Here is a 17,442-nt window from a genome sequence, read left to right as displayed (position 1 = left end):
ATGACAATCGACATTCAAGGCATGATGGTCATCGGCGGCACGCCGGTGAAGGGCGCCGATGGCGTGACTTACGCGCACGCGGCGCTGACCGGCGAGGCGCTCGCGCCCGCATTCGGCTGCGCGACGGCCGACGACGTCGAGCGCGCCTGCACGCTGGCGGGCGAGGCATTCGACGCTTACCGCGCCTTGCCCGACGAGCGGCGCGCCGCGTTTCTCGAAGCGATCGCGCAGGCGCTCGTCGATCTCGGCCCGAGGCTGACCGAACGCGCGCACCTCGAAACCGCGCTGCCGATGGCGCGTCTCGAAGGCGAGCGCATGCGCACGGTGAATCAGTTGAAGCTGTTCGCGTCGGTCGTGCGCGACGGCCGCTGGCACGGTGCGATCATCGATCCGGCGTTGCCGCAGCGCGCGCCGCTGCCGCGTCCCGATCTGCGTCTGCGCCGCATCGGCCTCGGGCCGGTCGCCGTGTTCGGCGCGAGCAATTTCCCGCTCGCGTTTTCGGTGGCGGGCGGCGACACGGCTTCGGCGCTGGCCGCCGGTTGTCCGGTGGTCGCCAAGGCGCACCCGGCGCACCTCGGCACCTCGGAACTCGTGGGGCACGCGATTGCCCGCGCCGCGCGCGAAACGGGGATGCCCGAGGGCGTGTTCTCGCTGCTGATCGGCGAAGGTACGGCGGTGGGCGAAGCGCTCGTGCGTCATCCCGAGATTCAGGCCGTGGGCTTCACGGGCTCGCGTCAGGGCGGGCTCGCGCTGCAGCGCATCGCGCAGGCGCGCGCCGAACCCATTCCCGTCTATGCGGAAATGAGCAGCATCAATCCGGTCGTGCTGTTGCCCGCGGCGCTCGAAGCGCGCGGCGCACAGATCGCCAGCGAGTACGCCGATTCGATCGTGCTCGGCACGGGACAGTTCTGCACGAATCCGGGCATCGTGCTCGCGCTCGAAGGCGCGGCGCTCGACGCGTTCTGCGCGACGGCGGCCGAGGCGATCAGCGCGAAAGCCGCGACGACCATGCTCACGCCGAACATCCACGCCGCGTATTGCCGGGGCGTCGATCGTTTGAGCGCGCTGGCGGAGGTGACGACGCTCGCGAACGGCCGCGAAGCGGCGGGCGCGTTCGATGCGGTGCCTGCGCTGCTGCGCACCGATGCGCGCGCGTTCCTCGCGGAAACGGAGATGCAGGAAGAGATCTTCGGGCCGAGTTCGCTGATCGTGGCGTGCCGCGACCTCGACGAACTGTGCACCGTGCTGCGCCGCATGAGCGGCCAGTTGACGGCCACCGTGCATCTCGACGAAGCCGATCACGCGCACGCGAGCGCGCTGTTGCCGACGCTCGAACGCAAGGCGGGCCGCGTGCTGTTCAACGCGTTCCCGACCGGCGTCGAAGTCAGTCACGCGATGGTGCATGGCGGCCCGTTCCCGGCCACGTCGGACACGCGTACGACCTCGGTGGGCGCAACGGCTATCGACCGCTTCCTGCGTCCGGTCTGCTATCAGTCGGTGCCCGATACGCTGCTGCCGGAAGCGCTCAAGCAGGCGAATCCGCTCGACATCTGGCGTCTTTACGATGGCGATCTGACGCGCGATTAAGGTGCGACTGAAGCACGACTAACGCCACATTGATACGCCTGGATTCAGGCGTAAAAAGCAACGCCCGCGATGGCATCTCACGATGCGCTCGCGGGCGTTTTTCATTTTGACAGCGTGTTTTTAGCGCTGAATCGCGTCAGTCTTCCATAGGCGGCAGTTCTTCAGGCGCGCCCGGCGTCAACGTGGTGCCGGGCCAGTCGCCGGTCGTCACGAGATCCGCCGCGACGTCGCGAATCATCTGCGCCACGCTCCAGACGCCATCGGGCATCGTGCGGTTCTGCGGCCAGGCAATCGCCACGTCGCGCATGACGACGGGATTATCGAGCGGCACGCATTGCAATCGACCATCGGCGACTTCCTCGATCACGGAGGCGGCGGGCAGCACCGTGCAGCCGCATTGCGCGATCACGAGGCGTTTCGTGAGTGAGATCGAGCCATCGCATTCGAGCACGATGCGCGGCGTGAAGCCGTGGCGCGCCGCGAGCGATTCGACCAGCACGCGCAAGCCGTGATGCGTGCTCGGCAAAATGAGCGGCACCTGGCCGAGCATGCTCACGTCGATCGGACCTTCGGGCAGCGCGTAATTCGCGGGCGCGACGAGACAGATCTGTTCCGCGAGCAGCGTATCGAACTGCATCGCGCCGCGATGCTCGGGCACATACATGACGGCCAGATCGATTTCGCCGTCGCTCAGACGGCCGAGAATCTGGCTCGCGAGACCTTCGATAAAACGCACACGCGTGTTCGGATAACGCGCGCGCAGCCGATGGCCGAGGCTCGCGAACATGATGCGGGCGATGGTGGGTTGAGCGGCGATGACGAGACGCGTGGGACCGCTTTCGACGCCGCTGCGCATCGCGCCGCGCGCTTCGTCGAGCGTGCGTTCGAGCGCTTGGGCATAACCGAGCAGTTGTGCGCCACGCTCGGTGAGCCCGACACCGCGGCCGCTGCGGCGAAACAGGCGCACGCCCAGTTCGGCTTCGAGCACGGCGATGCGGCGGCTGACGGTGGACTGGTTCGCGCCCAGTTCCATCGCGGTGCGCGAAATGCTGCCGGTCTTCGCGACGTGGGCGAAGACGGCGAGGTCGTCTGAGTTCATGGGCGATTCACGAGCGGGTATCGGCGGTGCCGCGCGCCAGGCCGGGCGCGGCCGATACGGATTACGCAAGTGCTCGTTATATCACGCGCGAACCGGAAGCTGACGTTTTCCTTGATGCGCAAAGGGACGCGGCGCGTGGCCGGGAATCGTTCGGAGACCCAGGCACGCGCCGCTTTCAGGCGAGGCTAAGCAGCAGCAAATCAGGCTTGCCCTTCGAGTTGCTTGTTACGCGTTTCCGGCAGGAATACGGCGACGATGAACACCACCACATACGAAGCCGCCGCCCACACGCCGATCGACTTCGCCAATCCGACCGACGCGCTCGTGATGCCGACCGCGGCGGGCACCAGCGAGCCGATGCCGCGGCCGAAGTTATACGAGAAGCCGCCCGCCGAGGCGCGGATCTGCACCGGGAACAGTTCGGTGAAGCACGCGCCCATGCCGGAGACGATGCCCGACTGGAACAGACCGAGCGGGAAGCCCAGCACCAGCAGCGCGGACAGCGGCAGATGCAGTTGCGTGTAGGCCAGCACCGTGAGCGTCGCGCCCGCTGCCGACAGCGAGAAGGTCCAGCGGCGGCCGATTGCATCGCTCAGATAGGCCATGCCCACGTAGCCGCAGAACGAGCCGAAGATATTGACCGCGAGGTACATCGTCGTGAGGTTGACGGTCAGGCTTTGCGTTTCGCGCAGGTAGGTCACGAGCCACGTGAGGATCGTGTAGTTGCCGCCGAGCGCGCCCGCTGCCATCGCCGAAGCCAGCAGGGTGCGCGGCAACACGCTGGGCGCGAAGATACGGCCGAAGGTGTCGAACAGACCGCTTTGCGCGCGGAATTCTGCTGCCGATTCGAAGGCCGCCGATTCGTCCACATTGCGGCGCATCCACAGCACGAGCAGGCCCGGCAGAATGCCCAGCAGGAACAGCAGGCGCCACGCATATTGCTCGGGCAGCGCGCTGAACAGCACCCAGTAGAGCAGCGCGGCGAGCGCATAGCCCACGGGCCAACCGCTTTGCACGCAGCCCACGGCGCGTCCGCGAATGCGCTTGTCGACGACTTCGCCGATCAGGATCGCGCCCGCCGCCCATTCGCCGCCGAAGCCGAGGCCCTGAAGGCTGCGCGTGAACAGCAGTTGATGGAAGCTGTTCGTGAAGGCCGAGAGGCCGGTGAACAGCGAGAACCACAGAATCGCGAGCTTGAGCACACGCACGCGGCCGATACGGTCGGCGAGCACGCCCGCAATCACGCCGCCCACGGCCGAGGCAACCAGTGCCGAGGTGCCGATCACGCCGGCCTGTGCCTTGGTCATGTGCCAGGCGGTGAGCAAAGTGGGAATGACGAACGCGAAGAACTGCACGTCCATGGCGTCCAGGACCCAGCCGAGAAAACAGGCCCAGAAGGTGCGCCGCTGGGAGGAATTCATGGTGCTGTACCACGTCTGCATGAGGCTGATCTCCAGCGCAGGCTGCTGCCCGCTTTGTTCTATATCGAAGGTTGGGCCAAGGATGCCCGAACCGTGAAATAACTTGTGATGGTGATTATGCGGTCATGCCCGATTGCCGCCCTTGCGTATGACGCATAGCAGATATGCGAAAAAAGATAGAGTGCGCAACGATCGCTGTGGAATGCTCAAGTTTCAATCGATGCTGCCGTAGACGGAGGCAACGGCACGAATTTGAATTCCTCTGTTCTTTCAGCGATTTCACTTTGCGATATGTTTAAAAAAATTACAATCCGCGCGCGCCTGGCTCTCGCGATGGGGTTTCTCGGCTGCCTACTGGTCATTGGCGGCTCAATGGGAATTGCAGGCGTGAGTTATAGCAATCACGATTTGCAAACGCTTTATTCGAATCAACTCGGTTCGGCTGTGGCGCTGAGCGAAACGAGCGTCGCGCTGGCGCGCAGCCGGCTCTGGCTGTTTCGCATCGGCCTGACGCCCGACGCGCCGGACATTCCGCGTTCCGAGAAGAATTCGCGCGATCAGCTCGAACATGCGCAGCACTCGTGGGACAACTATCGCAAGCTGCCGAGTTATAACGACGAGGAAGCGCGCAAGGCCGACGAGATCGACGCCAAACTGAAGCTGCTTTTGCAGGACGGCTATGAACCCGTTTATCGCGCGATCGAAACGAAGGATAGCAATCAGATTCGCTCGGCAGTCCAGAATACTTCGTCGGCGGTCTATGGCGATGTCACGAGCAGTATCGACGCCTTGCAGAAAATGCAGGCCGGTTTTGCGGTCGCCACTTACGAGCGCGCGCAGCAGCGCTTTCACTTGTTCGTGACCGTGGCCGTCGTGGGCGTGCTGTTCGCGCTGTGCGCGGCCGGGTTCGCGTGGCTTGCCTTGCAGCGCGCGATTGGCGGTCCGCTTGCGCAGGCGCTCGCGCATTTCAAGGCCATCGCGAATGGCGATCTCACCGCGCGTATCGAAGTCAAATCGCTCGACGAAATGGGGCAATTGCTCGAAGGCGTCAAGGCGATGCAGACGAATCTCGTCGATATGATCGGCCGCGTGCGTGACGGCGCGAGCGCGATCAACACCGCCGCGCGCGAAATCGCCAGCGGTAATTCGGATCTGTCACAACGCACGGAAGCGCAGGCCGCGTCGCTCGAAGAAACGGCGTCGAGCATGGAAGAATTGACCGCGACGGTGCGCCAGAACGCCGAGAACGCGCGCCAGGCCACGTCGCTCGCGGGCGCGGCATCGGACACGGCGCAGCGCGGCGGCGTGGTGGTGGGCGAAGTCGTCGAGACGATGCAGGGTATCGCGGACAGCTCGCGGCGCATGAACGAGATCATCAGCGCGATCGAGAGCATTGCGTTCCAGACCAATATTCTCGCGCTCAATGCGGCGGTCGAAGCCGCGCGCGCGGGCGATCAGGGACGCGGCTTCGCGGTCGTGGCGTCGGAAGTGCGCACGCTCGCGCAACGCGTGGCCACGGCGGCGGGAGAGATTCGCGGGCTGATCGGTCAGGCCACGTCGCGCGTCGATGCCGGTTCGAAGCTCGTCGAGGAAGCGGGCAGCACGATCGCCGACATCATTCGCGACGTCTCGCGCGTGAACGAGATTCTGAGCGAGATCGCTTCGGCGTCCGAGGAGCAGAGCACGGGCATCGGGCAGGTGAACGTGGCGGTGTCGCAGATGGATCACGTGACCCAGCAGAACGCCGCGCTGGTCGAGCAGGCATCGGCGGCGGCGCAGGCGATGGCGCAGCAGGCGAGCGGGCTCGATGAAGTGGTCGGCGTGTTCAAGGTGCGAGGTTAAGCGCCGCTTCGTCGCTTCGTCGCGCGGATTGCGGGTTGAATCGCTCGCACCTTGCCGGGCGGTTGCTCGCGCGACGCGCTGATGCCGGAAGGGATTTACGCCGTCAAGGTTTCGATAGCGTCGACGGCTCCGTGGGCTTGCCCCACACGATCGATTCCGGGTGACGCTGAAGGTAATCTGCCAGCGCGTTCACGCTCGCGAGCGTCCGGCGCAATTGCGCCGTGGCCTCGCGCACATCGGATTGCAAAGGCGAATCCGTTTCGAGCGTGGCGCGAGCAGCGGCAAAAGACGTCTGCGCAAAAGCCAGCGTGGACTGCGTTTGTGGAACGGTTTCATCGTTCAGTGTCTTGAGTAGCGCATTCGCGCCTTGAAGCGACGCATCGACGTTCCGGCCGATTTCGGCGTACGGCACGCGATCGAGTTTCGTGACGATATCGGCGAGCGTGTCCTGAAGTTCCTCGATGGTGTTGGGCACCGTGGGCAGTTCGACCGAGGCGCTGGCCGCGTCGAAATGAACCGGCGGCGCCTTCGGAAAGAAGTCGAGCGCGATATAGCGCTGGCCGGTCAGCACGCTGCCCATGCGCACCTGCCCGCGCATGCCTTGAGCGATCAGATCGCGCAACAACGTGCGGCCGCCCGGACCTTCGCCGTCGCCGAGCGCCGCGCGATAGCGCCGTCCGAGCCGGAACGGGTAGAGATTCAGGCTGACGATCATGTCGAAGCCGCCGTGAGCCGTCTCGCTGTCGACATCGATGTGCGTGACGTTGCCGATCTCGACGCCATGAAAATCGACCGGCGCGCCAACGGCGAGACCGCGCAAGGATTCGCGAAAACGCATCTGTACGGGCGCGCTGAGACCGCTGGTGCTGCGCAGCGCGTCGGCCTCGTTGTCGGCGAGCGTGAAGGCGGTGTTCTTGCGCGCGGTTTGCGGCGGCGCGGCCGTGGGCGTGTCGAACTGCACGCCGCCGCGCAGCATCGCTTCGAGCGGTTGTAGATCGAGCTGGAAGCCGCGCGAATCGAGTTGAACGTCGATGCCGCTCGCGTGCCACCAGCGCGTCGACGCCGTGACATAGCGGTCGAACGGCGCGTTCACGAACACCTCGACATCGACGGCCTGACCGTCTTTCGGCAGCGTGTAGCCGAGAATCTGCCCCACGGCGATCCGATGAAAATAGACCGGCGAGCCCGCCTGGAGCGAACCGAGCGACGCGCCGCGCAAGGTGAAGCGGCTGCCGCGCTGATCGGCGCTCACGACGGGCGGCGTTTCGAGGCCGATGAACTGACGGCACCGTGCGGGCGCGGGGCGGGTGGTGTCCACGTCCACGTCGATATAGGGCGCGCTTCGCAAGGTCTCGATGCCCGAAATCGCGCTGCCGTCGAAGCGCGGGCGCGCCACCCAGAAGCGCGTCCCGCAGGCGGCGAGGCGGGCGGCGTTCGACATCAGTTGCACCACGGCGGTGACGTGCGAGCGGTCGCGCGACAGATGCAGCGCTTCGAGTTCGCCGACCTCCACGCTGCGGTAGCGCACGCGCGTCTTGCCCGCCTGCAAGCCTTCTCCGCTGGCGAAGTCGATCGTCAGTTCCGGCCCGTGATCGAACAGCGCATGAGCGAGCAGCAGGCAAGCGGCCAGCACGGCGATAACGGGCGCGATGCCGATCAGGATGCTCATCGGCAGCGATGTCGAGCGGAGCATTTACAGCTTCCCCGCAATGACATCGCCGAACGCGCGGCAAAAGCGGCGCAAGCGGCACAGGCAGCGCGCGCACAGTTCGCGCGCGCGCTGGCATCGATCGGCGGCGCTCATGAGCGGAACCCCAATATCAGCGTCAGATAAGCGAGCGCCGCGAAGACGCCCGCCATCGTCCCGTAGTAATCGCGCGCGCCGGGGCCGAGCAGGCAATGCGCGGGAATGCCGACCGCACAATACGCAGCCGCGAAGACGAGCGTGATAGCCAAAGTGGGATGGCCCGCCGACCACGCGAATTCCGCCAGACGATTCATCATCAGGCATCCTTATTACTTACGGTACGGTGAAGTATGCAAAATCGCGTGGCCGTGCAGGTACGTCAGTGCATCTGTGCGATGAGCGCTTGCGCACCTTTATCGAGGCCGGTTTTCGCGGCGCTCAGCGAGCCGAACGCAGCGGGCAGATTCATCGCGTTCGGATACTGCTTGGTGACATAGGCTTTCAGCAGGCGGTCATCGTTGCTGTCGTACACCTCGACGGCATAGGACACCGATCCGCTGAACGCGCCCTGACCGCCGCGCACGGCCTGCACGCCGTTGTAGAGATTGCCCGCGATATCGAAATGCATCGCCTGGCCCACGAGCAGCGTGGTGCTTTCCGCGCCGGTGAGCGTCACTTTCACGCGCAGCACGCCGGGGCCGGTCTGGTTCGTCATCTGGAAGCGTTTGCCGAGGTTTTCCGTGAACGCCTGTTGCGCGTAGTGGGCGAGCGCGGTTTTGTCCTCGTCCTTCATGTCGCCGAATTGCGCGTCGGCGCCGTGGTAGACGGTGACGGGATCGAGCACGACCTGGGTATAGCGTGCCCAGGACACGGGAATGCCGTAGGCGAGGGGCACCTTGTTGCGGTCGTCGCCGTGATTGGGTTGAAGCTGGTGCGTGGCGTCGATGCCGGAATAGGCGACCGGTTGAACGCCGGCGCAGGCGGCCAACAGGAGGGACAGCGTGCCCGTGACGAGGGGGAGTGCGAGGCGTTGGACGGACATCGGAAGATTCCTTGGATAAATGAAGCAGGCGCTGAAAGGAGATGGGAGACGCGGCGAGAACCGTGTTTCACCGCGAACGCAGCGTAACGGCAATCGCGAGAAATGTAAACCGTCTACCCGGTTTGTTTATGAGGCGAGCCGAAATTGGTTACAATCACGTCCGCACCCGACCGACCGTTCGAAAGGCGCGGCCTTTCACGCCGGACAGCCGCGCCCGTTCCCCCGCCGACGCAGTCAGCCCTCGACCCGACATGGATAACCCGACCCGCTCCGAACTGTCCCGCAAGAAAGCCATCGCCGCCGCGCTGGCGATTCTGACGAGGGAGGGCGCGGGCGCGTTGACGTTCGACGCGCTGTCGCGCGAAAGCGGCATCAGCAAGGGCGGGCTGCTGCATCAGTTCCGCACCAAGAACGGCGTGCTGGAGGCGCTGCTGGAGCATCAGCTCAGCGAGTTTCATCGGATTGCCGCCGATTATCTGAGCAAGGAAGGCGCGAAAAAGGCCGAGCCCACGCTCAACGCGCAGATCGAGATTTTTCGCGAGGCGGTGAATCAGCCGAATTCAGTCGCGCGCGCGATGCTGGCGGTGATGGTGGAGTCGCCCGATATGCTCGGGCGTGTGCGTAGCAGCGACGACCGCGTCACGAAGATCATCGAGGACGAGGCGCGCGACGAGGAACTCGCGCTGCTGCGTTATTTCGCGGCGAGCGGCATGGCGTTCCATACGCTCATCGGGCTGACCGAACTGGACGGCGCGCGGCGCAATCGTCTGTTCGACCGTTTGCAGGACGAGGCAAGCTGGACGCCGCTCGAAAAGAAGGGCAAGGCGGGTAAGTAAGCTGCGCGTAAGCGGCGCGGAGTTCAGGCCCGCGCGCTTCACTCGCCTTTTGCGCGTGACGTGGCTTCGCGGCCGATCTTCGCCTGCCGGCGCGCGCGTTCGTTGATGATCTGATGCCGCCGATGGTCGGTCATCTTTTTCCAGCCGCGCGCTTCCTCGCGCGTGCGGTAACAGCCCGTGCACAAACCGGTTTTGCCATCGAACGCACAGAGTTCGATGCACGGCGATTTCACGGCCATTGCTTACTTGAAATAGCTGTGGACGACTTCGATCAGCTGCTCGGTGCCGCTGCCGTGTTCGTCGTCAGGTTCGGCATCGACGAGATGCGTGCGGATGTGATCTTCGAGCACCACGGCGAGCAGCCCGTTCATCGCGCCACGGCTGCTGGTGATCAGTTGCAGCACGTCCATGCAGCCGCGCTCCTCTTCGAGCGCGCGCTCGATGGCTTCGACTTGCCCCTTGATGCGGCGCACGCGGTTGAGCAGCTTCTGTTTTTCGCGAATCGTGTGACTCATGTCTGACCTCGACGGATGGGGTGCCCGAGTATACCGCTGCGTATAGCGAGGGGGACTATCCTAAGCTCCGCGCCGCTCAGGCCGCGAGCGCGCTCAGCCCCTGATAGCCGACGATCAAACCGACGAGCAGGATCAGCGCGCCGGAAAAATACGGCGCCTTGCGGGCGAAATCGCCGAAACCGCTCCATTTCTTCGACACGTGCTTGACGCTCAGCGCGGCCAGCGTGCCCGAGACGACCATCGTCAGCGCGAGACCGATGCTGAAGCAGAGCACGAGCGACGCGCCCAGCGCGAAGCGCTTCAGTTGCAGACACAGCAGCAGCACGGTGATCGACGCGGGGCACGGCACGAGTCCGCCAGTCAGGCCGAACATGACGATCTGGCCGGTGGTGACGTCGCGATTCGCGAAGCGGCGGCGGATGTCGTTCGCGTGGGCGCGTTCGTGGGCGTCCTGATACTCGGACGAGGCGGCGTCGAGCAGGGCGTGGTCGTGGTCGTCGCCGTGATCGTGGTCGTGGTCATGCGCGTGATCGTGGCCGTGATGGTCGTGATCGTGATCGTGGTGATGATGGTGATGGCCGTGCACGTGTCCATGTTCGTGCGCATGCGCGAGCCGCTGCTCGCGCCAGGTGCGCCAGATCATCCACGCCGCGACGCCGACGATCAGCACCGCCGACGCCACCTGAAACCACGGCTCGCTGCTCGCGGCGTTCCAGTTGCGGCCGAAGTACATCCCGGCGAGGGCGATCGCCCACACCACGGCGGTATGCGAGAGCGTCGCCGACAAGCCCAGCAGCACCGCCTGCCCGACCGTGCCGCGAATCGCGACGATGAACGCGGCCATCATCGTTTTCGAGTGGCCCGGCTCCAGGCCGTGCAGCGCGCCCAGCAGGATCGCGCTGGGAATGAACAGCCACGCGCTGGATGCGCCCTGCGAAAGAAGATGCGAGAAGTCCATCATTGCTGCGTTTTCCTTGCGTGAAACTGGGAAGGACGGCGCGCGTCCGCCTTCCGTCTCATCGAGACGAGGTTCAAATACGGTAGGGGGGTATATTACTCGATATAGGGTGAGGGGGTATACTACCGATCGCGTGGATGTGCGTGCTCGCGTTCCTGCCCGTCTCGTTGCAGGCCATTTCTCGATGCGCTTATAATCCGGGCTCTTTTCGGGGAGTCGCCGCGTCTCGCGCGCACCCGCCGTCCCCGCAATCCCAACTCCGAGCGCGCGCCGCGCCATGACGCGAGGCCATCGGCGCCAGCGGCGCGCGTCGCATCGATGTGAATTCCATGAAGAAAAAACGCTGGATCGCGCTGCTGTGCCTGATTCTTTCGGCGGCAGCGGTGGCGCACTTCCTGCGCCCGCGCTACACGCCCGCCGAGCGCGACTACTACACCGTGCTGTTCTGCCATGTGATGAGCACCGGCAGCCACGATCCGCGCAAGGACATGCGCGATGTGGTCGAGAACGGCAATGCGGATTACGCGCTGCACAAGCTCGAATACAACGCGGCGGCAGCCAACGACACGCTGGCGCGCTTCGACAAGCTCAGCGGCGAGGAGCAGCGTGCGGCGGCCCAGAGCCGCCCGGAGTGCCAGCGTCTGCTCGGTTTGAGCGCGCAGCGCTAAGCGGGCGCAAGAAGAAAAGAGAAGGGAGAAGGCGTCCGCGCGATGCAGGCGCCCGTCGGCCAGATCGCCGTGATTTATCCCTGTGCCGTGGAGAGCGGCACCGACTGCGGCTTCGCCGCCTCGCCGAACTGAAGCGCGGCCAGTTGCGCATACAGCGGCGAGCTTTCGAGCAGATCCGCGTGACGTCCTTGCGCGACGATGCGGCCATGCTCGAGCACCACGATACGATCCGCCTGCTGCACGGTCGCCAGCCGATGCGCGATCACCAGCGTCGTGCGGTTCTGCGCGGCATTGTCGAGCGCCGTTTGCACGAGCCGTTCGCTGGCCGCGTCGAGCGCGCTGGTGGCTTCGTCGAGCAACAGAATGGGCGGGTCTTTGAGAATCGCGCGCGCAATCGCGATGCGCTGACGCTGTCCGCCCGACAGCCGCACGCCGCGCTCGCCCAGAAACGTGTCATAGCCTTCCGGCAATTGCTCGATGAACCCGGCGGCAGCCGCCATGTCGGCGGCGCGACGCACCTGTTCGAGCGTGGCGTCGGGCATGCCGTAGCGGATGTTGTCGAGCACCGTCCCCGAAAAAATCACCGATTCCTGCAGCACCACGCCGATTGCCTGCCGCAACGCGTCGAGCGAGACGTCGCGCGTCGACGCGCCGTTGATCAGGATGCGGCCCGACTGCGGATCGAAAAAACGCAGCAGCAGCTGGAACAGCGTGGTCTTGCCCGCGCCCGACGGCCCGACCAGCGCGACGTGCTCGCCCGGACGCACATCGAGCGAAAAGCCCGCGAGCGCCGCGATGCCCGGACGCGACGGATACGAAAAGCCCACGTTCTCGAAGCGGATGCCGTCACCTTGCGCACCTTGAGCGGGCAGCGGCACGGGCGTTTCGGCTTCTTCCACGGGCGAGCGCGCCGCCAGCAATTGCAGCAGCCGCTCGGTCGCGCCCGCGGCGCGTTGCAGATCGCCCCAGACTTCGGCCACCGCGCCCACGGCGCCCGCCGTGAACACCGCGTAGAGAATGAACTGCGAGAGCTGGCCGCCCGTCATGCTGCCGGCCAGCACGGCTTTCGCGCCCAGCCAGAGCACGAACACGATGGCCGCGAACACGAACACGATCACCACGGCCGTGAGGCTCGCGCGCGCCCGGATGCGTGTGAGCGCGGTGTCGAACGCGGCTTCCACCGCGCCGCCGAATCGCTTCGTCTCGTAGCCTTCCTGCGTGTACGACTGCACGGTCGGCATGGCGTTGAGCACTTCGCCCGCCAGCGCGCTTGCGTTCGCGACCTTGTCCTGACTCGCGCGCGAGAGCTTGCGCACGCGCCGACCGAACAGGACGATCGGCAGGACCACCACGATCAGCGTCGCGATGATGTAGCCCGACAGCACCGGGCTCGTCGCGACCAGCATCGTCACGCCGCCGACCGTCAGCAGCGCATTGCGCAAGCCGAGCGACAGGCTGGTGCCGACCACGGCCTGGATCAGCGTGGTGTCGGTGGTGAGACGCGAGAGCACTTCGCCGGTCTGCGTGGTCTCGAAGAATTGCGGGCTCATGCGCATGACGTGCGTGTAGACCGCGCGCCGCAGATCGGCCGTCACGCGCTCGCCGAGCCAAGAGACCCAGTAGAAGCGCAGCGCGGTCGCGGCGGCGAGGATCAGCGAGACGACGAACAAGGCGATGAAGTAGCGATCGATATGCGCGCGGTTACCGCTGGCGAAACCGCGGTCGATCAGGTACTTGAACGCGACGGGCAGCGCCAGCGTCGCGCCCGCCGAGGTCAGCAGCGCGAGAAAGGCGAGCGCCCAGCGTCCGGCATACGGACGCAAGAACGGCAGCAGGGCGAACAGCGGAGCGACGCGCGACGAGCGGACGGCGGCTTCTGGCATAAAAAGTCTCGGGGTCGAGCGAAAAAGTGAAGAAAGCGTGACGATACACGGCGCGGCGCCACGGACGGCGTCAGTCCGGCTGCGGCCCGTTGCGCAGTTGCTCGCGTTCTTGTGGCGTCATGCTTTGCCACTGCTTCCACTGGCGCCATTTACCGCGCTCGCGGCAGCCGCCGTGGCCGCGGAATCCGCCGAACAGAATCCGGCACAGCACGAGCAGGCCGATGGCGCGCGGATAGTCGATGGCGTGCGCATCGACGACGAGCGTCGGCACGATCCAGTTCCACAGGCTCATGACGATCCAGCCCAGCAGCGCGACGATGGCCGCGACCACGACCAGCTTCGCAAAAATCTTGCGGCGAAATTGCATTCCCTTCTCCTTCGGTTCAGATGTCATTGCCATCCCACGACGCGCGCAGGCGCTCGCGCAGATGCAGCACCGCGTAACGCTTGCGCGCCAGCAGCGTGTTCACGCCGACGCCGGTCGCGGCGGCCAGTTCCTTGAAGCTGCGCCCGTCCAGTTCGTGCGCGATGAAGACGTCGCGCTGGCTGGCGGGCAGTTCGTCGAGCGCATCGCGCAGCGTGTCGAGCAGCGCCGCGCGCGCATACGCGGCCTCCGGCCCGGCGTCGGCCGAGGGCAGCGCGAGGTCGAGGCGGTAATCGCTGGGATCGTCGCCAGGCTCGCCGTCGCGCGCGTCGCCGCCGCCGAGATCGGCGAGCGGCACTTCCTTGCGCTTTCGAAAGCGGTCGACGATGCGGTTGCGCGCCACGCGAAACAGCCACGCGCCGACCTGTTCGATCGGCTCGGGCAGCCGCCAGGCTTCGACCAGTTCCTCGAAAACGTCCTGAAGAATGTCCTCGGCTTCGTCCTGGTCGATCACGCGGCGACGGATGAAACTGCGCAGCCTCGGACGCTCGCGGGCGACGGTGTCGGCGATGTCGCGGTCAGAATGGGGCAGCGGGTTCGGGGTGAGCGGCGGTTCCATACCCGTGATGACGATTCGGGAAGGGAAATATTGTGACATCAGCCGAAGATTGCGGCGGACCGTGGGGTTGGCGCTGCTTGGCCCAACCCCGCGCGGCATGAGAGATTACGCGGGGATTACGCCGCCGCGAAGGTTGCGGGCGTCGCGGGCGCAAGCTGCGCCGCGCTGACGAGCTTGCGCGTATAGGCGTGCGCGGGCGCGTCGAGCACCGCGAGCGTCTCGCCCGCCTCGACGATCCTGCCGCCGTGCATCACCACGAGCCGGTGCGAAACGGCGCGCAGCACGTCGATATCGTGGCTGATGAACACGTAGCTCAGCCCGTGGCGGCGTTGCAGCGCCGTCAGCAGCGCGAGAATCTGCTGCTGGATCGAGACGTCGAGCGCGCTTGTCGGTTCGTCGAGCACGAGAATGCGCGGATCGACGGCGAGCGCGCGCGCAATCGCGATGCGCTGGCGCTGGCCGCCCGAAAACGCGGCGGGCAGGCGCGAGGCGGCGTCGGCCGGCAGGCCGGTTTCGGCGAGCAGCGCCGCCACGCGCGCGCGCCGCGCGTCGGCGGACAGGTTCGGATGATGGAGCGCGAGCCCTTCCTCGACGATCTCGCCCACGGTCAGGCGTGGCGCGAGCGAGCCGAACGGGTCCTGAAACACCATCTGCACGTGCGCGGCGAGCGCGCGGCGTGAGGGCGCGCGGGGCGTGCGGGGCGTGCCGTTGCGCCTGTCAAGCGCATCGAAATCATCGACACCATCGAGCCCATCGAAGCGGATCGCGCCCGCCACCGGCTGCACGAGCCCGACGATGGACGCCGCCAGCGTCGACTTTCCGCAGCCCGATTCGCCGAGCACGCCGAGCGTTTCGCCCGCACGCAGCGTCAGGTCGATGCCGTCGAGCACCGTGCTCGTGCCCGCGCGCAGCACGCCGCGCCAGCCCGGCGCGCGTGCGCGATAGCCCGCGCGCAGGCCGTCGACGGCGAGCACGCGCGGCGCGTCGTCGGCCACTGGCGCGAGCGCGCGGCGCGGCGCGCTGTCGAACAGCTTGCGCGTGTAAGGATGATGCTGCGCCGCGAACAGCGCCTCGGTCGCGCCTTGTTCGACGATTGCGCCATGCTGCATCACGGCGACGCGATGCGCGAAGCGCCGCACCAGATGCAGATCGTGCGTGATGAGCAGCACGGCGAGGCCGCGTCCGTCGGCGTCGGCTTCCTGAAGCTCGATCAGCAGATCGACGATCTGGCGGCGCACGGTCACGTCGAGCGCGGTGGTCGGTTCGTCGGCGATCAGCAGGCGCGGGTTGCAGGCGAGCGCCATGGCGATCATCGCGCGTTGACGTTGTCCGCCCGATAGCTGATGCGGATAGCAGTCGACCTTGCGCTCGGGCTCGGCGATGCCGGTGCGCCGCAGCAGCGCAATGGCGCGTTCGCGCGCGGCCGCGCCGCGCAGATTCGCGTGCAGGCGCAGGCTTTCGCCGATCTGGCGGTCGATGCTCCAGAGCGGATTGAGCGCCGTCATCGGCTCCTGAAACACCATGGCGATGTCGCGGCCACGCACGGCGCGCCATTGCGCCTCGCGCTTGCCGAGCAATTCCTCGCCCGCGAGGCGCACGCTGCCGCTCACCTGGGCGGCATCCGCGAGACCGAGCAGCGCGAGCGCCGTGAGACTCTTGCCCGAGCCCGATTCGCCGACCAGCGCCACGCGTTCGCCGCGTGCGATGGTCAGTTGGAGATCGCGCACGATGCTTCGTGAGCCGATTCGAATGCCGAGTCCGTCGACTTCGAGAACCGCTTGCGTCATGAACGCTCCTGAGTGTGGTCGTGCGCGCGATGGCGATCCGGTGAGAGCGCTTCGCGCAGCGCGTCGCCGATAAACGTCAACAGCAGCAGCGTGACGACCAGCGCGGCAATCGCCGTCGCCGAAATCCACCACGCGTTGAGATGATCCTTGCCTTCGGCCAGCAACTCGCCGAGGCTGGGCGCGGGCGGCGGCACGCCCAGCCCCAGAAAATCGAGGCTCGCGAGCGAGAGGATCGCGGCGCTCATGCGAAACGGCAGCCACGTGATGACCGGCGTGAGGCTGTTCGGCAGAATGTGCCGCCACATGATCTGCCAGTCGGAGAGGCCGAGCGTGCGCGCGGCGCGCACATAGTCGAGCGCGCGCTTTTGCAGGAACTCGCTGCGCACGTAATCGGAGAGCGTGATCCAGCCGAACGCGGCGAGCAGCACGAACAGCAGCGCGAGGCTCGGTTCGAAGATCGACGAGAGAATGATCAGCAGATACAGATCGGGCAGCGCGTTCCAGATTTCGATCAGGCGCTGGCCGAGCAGGTCGACGCGGCCCGCGTGATAGCCCTGCAACGCGCCCGCGAGCACGCCGATCAGCGCGCCGCTGAGCGTGAGCGCGAACGCGAACAGCACGGAGCTGCGCAGGCCGTAGAGCGCGCGCGCGAACACGTCGCGTCCATAGGCGTCGGTGCCGAGCCAGTTGTGCGCCGAGGGCGGCGCGGGAAACGGACGCGCGTCGTGATAGTTCACGGTGTCGTAGCGGAACGGGCACGGCGCGTAGAGCGCGACATTGCCGTCGCGCGAAAACTGGTCGCGAATGAAAGGATCGAGATAATCGGCCTCGGTGGGCAGCGCACCGCCGAAGTCGCGATCGGCGTAGACGTGCAGCGCCGGAAACAGCCAGTGGCCGTGATAGCGCGCGACGAGCGGCCGGTCGTTGGCGATCGCGCCCGCGAAGAGGCTGGCGGCGAACAGCACGGCGAACACGATCAGGCTCGCCCAGCCGAGGCGCTGGCGGCGCAGACGCTGCCAGAAACCCGGTGCGATGGGCTGGGCGGGCGCGTGATCCGGCGCGGCGGGCGTGTCAGCGTCGTGCGCGTGCTGCGCCTCGTCGCGCAATGGTGTGATGGCTTCCATGCAGAACCCC

17 protein-coding genes are annotated in these 17,442 nt (G+C 66.2%); 4 read left to right on the top strand and 13 right to left on the bottom strand.

Annotated features, from left to right (window positions below; genetic code table 11):
* Nucleotides 1-1,587: an aldehyde dehydrogenase (NADP(+)) gene (locus U4Y88_RS23105; protein WP_415774486.1), complete on the top strand. Its 1,587-nt coding sequence runs from the start codon at nucleotides 1-3 to the stop codon at nucleotides 1,585-1,587.
* 136 nt (nucleotides 1,588-1,723) lie between these two features.
* Here the strand turns inward: U4Y88_RS23105 and U4Y88_RS23100 are convergent, their stop codons facing one another.
* Both U4Y88_RS23100 and U4Y88_RS23095 read right to left on the bottom strand, forming a co-directional pair.
* Entirely contained in the window at nucleotides 1,724-2,686 is a 963-nt protein-coding gene (locus tag U4Y88_RS23100; RefSeq protein WP_224011578.1) for a LysR family transcriptional regulator, read from the bottom strand.
* Nucleotides 2,687-2,886: 200 nt separating this feature from the next.
* A complete protein-coding gene (locus tag U4Y88_RS23095; RefSeq protein WP_224011579.1) occupies nucleotides 2,887-4,128 on the bottom strand; it encodes an MFS transporter in 1,242 nt (413 codons plus the stop codon).
* A gap of 270 nt (nucleotides 4,129-4,398) precedes the next feature.
* Here U4Y88_RS23095 and U4Y88_RS23090 point away from each other — a divergent pair, with 270 nt between their 5' ends.
* Nucleotides 4,399-5,949 carry a methyl-accepting chemotaxis protein gene (locus tag U4Y88_RS23090; RefSeq protein WP_290371089.1) on the top strand — a complete coding sequence of 517 codons (1,551 nt, stop codon included), beginning with the start codon at nucleotides 4,399-4,401 and terminating at the stop codon, nucleotides 5,947-5,949.
* 103 nt (nucleotides 5,950-6,052) lie between these two features.
* Here the strand turns inward: U4Y88_RS23090 and U4Y88_RS23085 are convergent, their stop codons facing one another.
* From U4Y88_RS23085 to U4Y88_RS23075, 3 genes are all read right to left on the bottom strand, one after another.
* Nucleotides 6,053-7,642, bottom strand: a complete 1,590-nt coding sequence (locus tag U4Y88_RS23085) for an intermembrane transport protein PqiB (RefSeq protein ID WP_321786646.1) — start codon at nucleotides 7,640-7,642, stop codon at nucleotides 6,053-6,055.
* Between the two features lie 107 nt (nucleotides 7,643-7,749).
* Nucleotides 7,750-7,953, bottom strand: a complete 204-nt coding sequence (locus U4Y88_RS23080) for a hypothetical protein (RefSeq protein ID WP_224011581.1) — start codon at nucleotides 7,951-7,953, stop codon at nucleotides 7,750-7,752.
* Nucleotides 7,954-8,015: 62 nt separating this feature from the next.
* Nucleotides 8,016-8,678 carry a DUF3313 domain-containing protein gene (locus U4Y88_RS23075; protein ID WP_321786644.1) on the bottom strand — a complete coding sequence of 221 codons (663 nt, stop codon included), beginning with the start codon at nucleotides 8,676-8,678 and terminating at the stop codon, nucleotides 8,016-8,018.
* Nucleotides 8,679-8,929: 251 nt separating this feature from the next.
* Between U4Y88_RS23075 and U4Y88_RS23070 the strand changes: the two genes are divergently transcribed.
* On the top strand, nucleotides 8,930-9,514 hold the full coding sequence (locus tag U4Y88_RS23070; RefSeq protein WP_321786642.1) for a TetR/AcrR family transcriptional regulator: 585 nt from the start codon (nucleotides 8,930-8,932) through the stop codon (nucleotides 9,512-9,514).
* Between the two features lie 38 nt (nucleotides 9,515-9,552).
* Here U4Y88_RS23070 and U4Y88_RS23065 read toward each other — a convergent pair whose 3' ends face one another.
* The 3 genes from U4Y88_RS23065 to U4Y88_RS23055 all read right to left on the bottom strand — a co-directional run bounded on the left by U4Y88_RS23065 (nucleotide 9,553) and on the right by U4Y88_RS23055 (nucleotide 10,990).
* On the bottom strand, nucleotides 9,553-9,753 hold the full coding sequence (locus U4Y88_RS23065; RefSeq protein WP_224011583.1) for a DUF1289 domain-containing protein: 201 nt from the start codon (nucleotides 9,751-9,753) through the stop codon (nucleotides 9,553-9,555).
* 3 nt (nucleotides 9,754-9,756) lie between these two features.
* Nucleotides 9,757-10,029: a metal/formaldehyde-sensitive transcriptional repressor gene (locus U4Y88_RS23060; protein WP_028206235.1), complete on the bottom strand. Its 273-nt coding sequence runs from the start codon at nucleotides 10,027-10,029 to the stop codon at nucleotides 9,757-9,759.
* A 76-nt stretch (nucleotides 10,030-10,105) separates the two neighbouring features.
* Nucleotides 10,106-10,990 carry a nickel/cobalt efflux transporter gene (locus tag U4Y88_RS23055; protein ID WP_321786640.1) on the bottom strand — a complete coding sequence of 295 codons (885 nt, stop codon included), beginning with the start codon at nucleotides 10,988-10,990 and terminating at the stop codon, nucleotides 10,106-10,108.
* A 326-nt stretch (nucleotides 10,991-11,316) separates the two neighbouring features.
* Between U4Y88_RS23055 and U4Y88_RS23050 the strand changes: the two genes are divergently transcribed.
* Complete coding sequence (locus U4Y88_RS23050) at nucleotides 11,317-11,655, top strand: hypothetical protein (RefSeq protein WP_321786638.1); 339 nt, start codon at nucleotides 11,317-11,319, stop codon at nucleotides 11,653-11,655.
* Nucleotides 11,656-11,729: 74 nt separating this feature from the next.
* Here the strand turns inward: U4Y88_RS23050 and U4Y88_RS23045 are convergent, their stop codons facing one another.
* From U4Y88_RS23045 to U4Y88_RS23025, 5 genes are all read right to left on the bottom strand, one after another.
* Nucleotides 11,730-13,538 carry an ABC transporter transmembrane domain-containing protein gene (locus U4Y88_RS23045; protein ID WP_321786636.1) on the bottom strand — a complete coding sequence of 603 codons (1,809 nt, stop codon included), beginning with the start codon at nucleotides 13,536-13,538 and terminating at the stop codon, nucleotides 11,730-11,732.
* A 70-nt stretch (nucleotides 13,539-13,608) separates the two neighbouring features.
* A complete protein-coding gene (locus U4Y88_RS23040; RefSeq protein ID WP_310634189.1) occupies nucleotides 13,609-13,905 on the bottom strand; it encodes a hypothetical protein in 297 nt (98 codons plus the stop codon).
* Between the two features lie 16 nt (nucleotides 13,906-13,921).
* The gene (locus U4Y88_RS23035; RefSeq protein ID WP_321786634.1) at nucleotides 13,922-14,521 is read right to left on the bottom strand and encodes a sigma-70 family RNA polymerase sigma factor; all 600 of its coding nucleotides are present in this window, start codon (nucleotides 14,519-14,521) and stop codon (nucleotides 13,922-13,924) included.
* Between the two features lie 116 nt (nucleotides 14,522-14,637).
* The gene (locus U4Y88_RS23030; protein WP_321786632.1) at nucleotides 14,638-16,308 is read right to left on the bottom strand and encodes a dipeptide ABC transporter ATP-binding protein; all 1,671 of its coding nucleotides are present in this window, start codon (nucleotides 16,306-16,308) and stop codon (nucleotides 14,638-14,640) included.
* Nucleotides 16,305-17,432 carry an ABC transporter permease gene (locus U4Y88_RS23025; protein ID WP_321786630.1) on the bottom strand — a complete coding sequence of 376 codons (1,128 nt, stop codon included), beginning with the start codon at nucleotides 17,430-17,432 and terminating at the stop codon, nucleotides 16,305-16,307. The genes U4Y88_RS23030 and U4Y88_RS23025 overlap by 4 nt, the downstream gene beginning before the upstream one ends.
* Between the last annotated feature and the right edge of the window lie 10 nt (nucleotides 17,433-17,442).

This window comes from Paraburkholderia sp. J94 (assembly GCF_905220285.1).
Taxonomy (GTDB): Bacteria; Pseudomonadota; Gammaproteobacteria; order Burkholderiales; family Burkholderiaceae; genus Paraburkholderia; species Paraburkholderia tropica_A.
Note: the sequence above shows the minus strand (reverse complement) of the source record. Positions and strands in the feature narration are given on the sequence as shown.

Bases quoted from the DNA above. Each gene is read 5' to 3' on its own strand.
- U4Y88_RS23105 (WP_415774486.1), top strand. From the start codon at position 1: ATGACAATCGACATTCAAGGCATGATGGTCATCGGCGGCACGCCGGTG.
- U4Y88_RS23100 (WP_224011578.1), bottom strand. From the start codon at position 2,686: ATGAACTCAGACGACCTCGCCGTCTTCGCCCACGTCGCGAAGACCGGC.
- U4Y88_RS23095 (WP_224011579.1), bottom strand. From the start codon at position 4,128: ATGCAGACGTGGTACAGCACCATGAATTCCTCCCAGCGGCGCACCTTC.
- U4Y88_RS23090 (WP_290371089.1), top strand. From the start codon at position 4,399: ATGTTTAAAAAAATTACAATCCGCGCGCGCCTGGCTCTCGCGATGGGG.
- U4Y88_RS23085 (WP_321786646.1), bottom strand. From the start codon at position 7,642: ATGCTCCGCTCGACATCGCTGCCGATGAGCATCCTGATCGGCATCGCG.
- U4Y88_RS23080 (WP_224011581.1), bottom strand. From the start codon at position 7,953: ATGATGAATCGTCTGGCGGAATTCGCGTGGTCGGCGGGCCATCCCACT.
- U4Y88_RS23075 (WP_321786644.1), bottom strand. From the start codon at position 8,678: ATGTCCGTCCAACGCCTCGCACTCCCCCTCGTCACGGGCACGCTGTCC.
- U4Y88_RS23070 (WP_321786642.1), top strand. From the start codon at position 8,930: ATGGATAACCCGACCCGCTCCGAACTGTCCCGCAAGAAAGCCATCGCC.
- U4Y88_RS23065 (WP_224011583.1), bottom strand. From the start codon at position 9,753: ATGGCCGTGAAATCGCCGTGCATCGAACTCTGTGCGTTCGATGGCAAA.
- U4Y88_RS23060 (WP_028206235.1), bottom strand. From the start codon at position 10,029: ATGAGTCACACGATTCGCGAAAAACAGAAGCTGCTCAACCGCGTGCGC.
- U4Y88_RS23055 (WP_321786640.1), bottom strand. From the start codon at position 10,990: ATGATGGACTTCTCGCATCTTCTTTCGCAGGGCGCATCCAGCGCGTGG.
- U4Y88_RS23050 (WP_321786638.1), top strand. From the start codon at position 11,317: ATGAAGAAAAAACGCTGGATCGCGCTGCTGTGCCTGATTCTTTCGGCG.
- U4Y88_RS23045 (WP_321786636.1), bottom strand. From the start codon at position 13,538: ATGCCAGAAGCCGCCGTCCGCTCGTCGCGCGTCGCTCCGCTGTTCGCC.
- U4Y88_RS23040 (WP_310634189.1), bottom strand. From the start codon at position 13,905: ATGCAATTTCGCCGCAAGATTTTTGCGAAGCTGGTCGTGGTCGCGGCC.
- U4Y88_RS23035 (WP_321786634.1), bottom strand. From the start codon at position 14,521: ATGGAACCGCCGCTCACCCCGAACCCGCTGCCCCATTCTGACCGCGAC.
- U4Y88_RS23030 (WP_321786632.1), bottom strand. From the start codon at position 16,308: ATGACGCAAGCGGTTCTCGAAGTCGACGGACTCGGCATTCGAATCGGC.
- U4Y88_RS23025 (WP_321786630.1), bottom strand. From the start codon at position 17,432: ATGGAAGCCATCACACCATTGCGCGACGAGGCGCAGCACGCGCACGAC.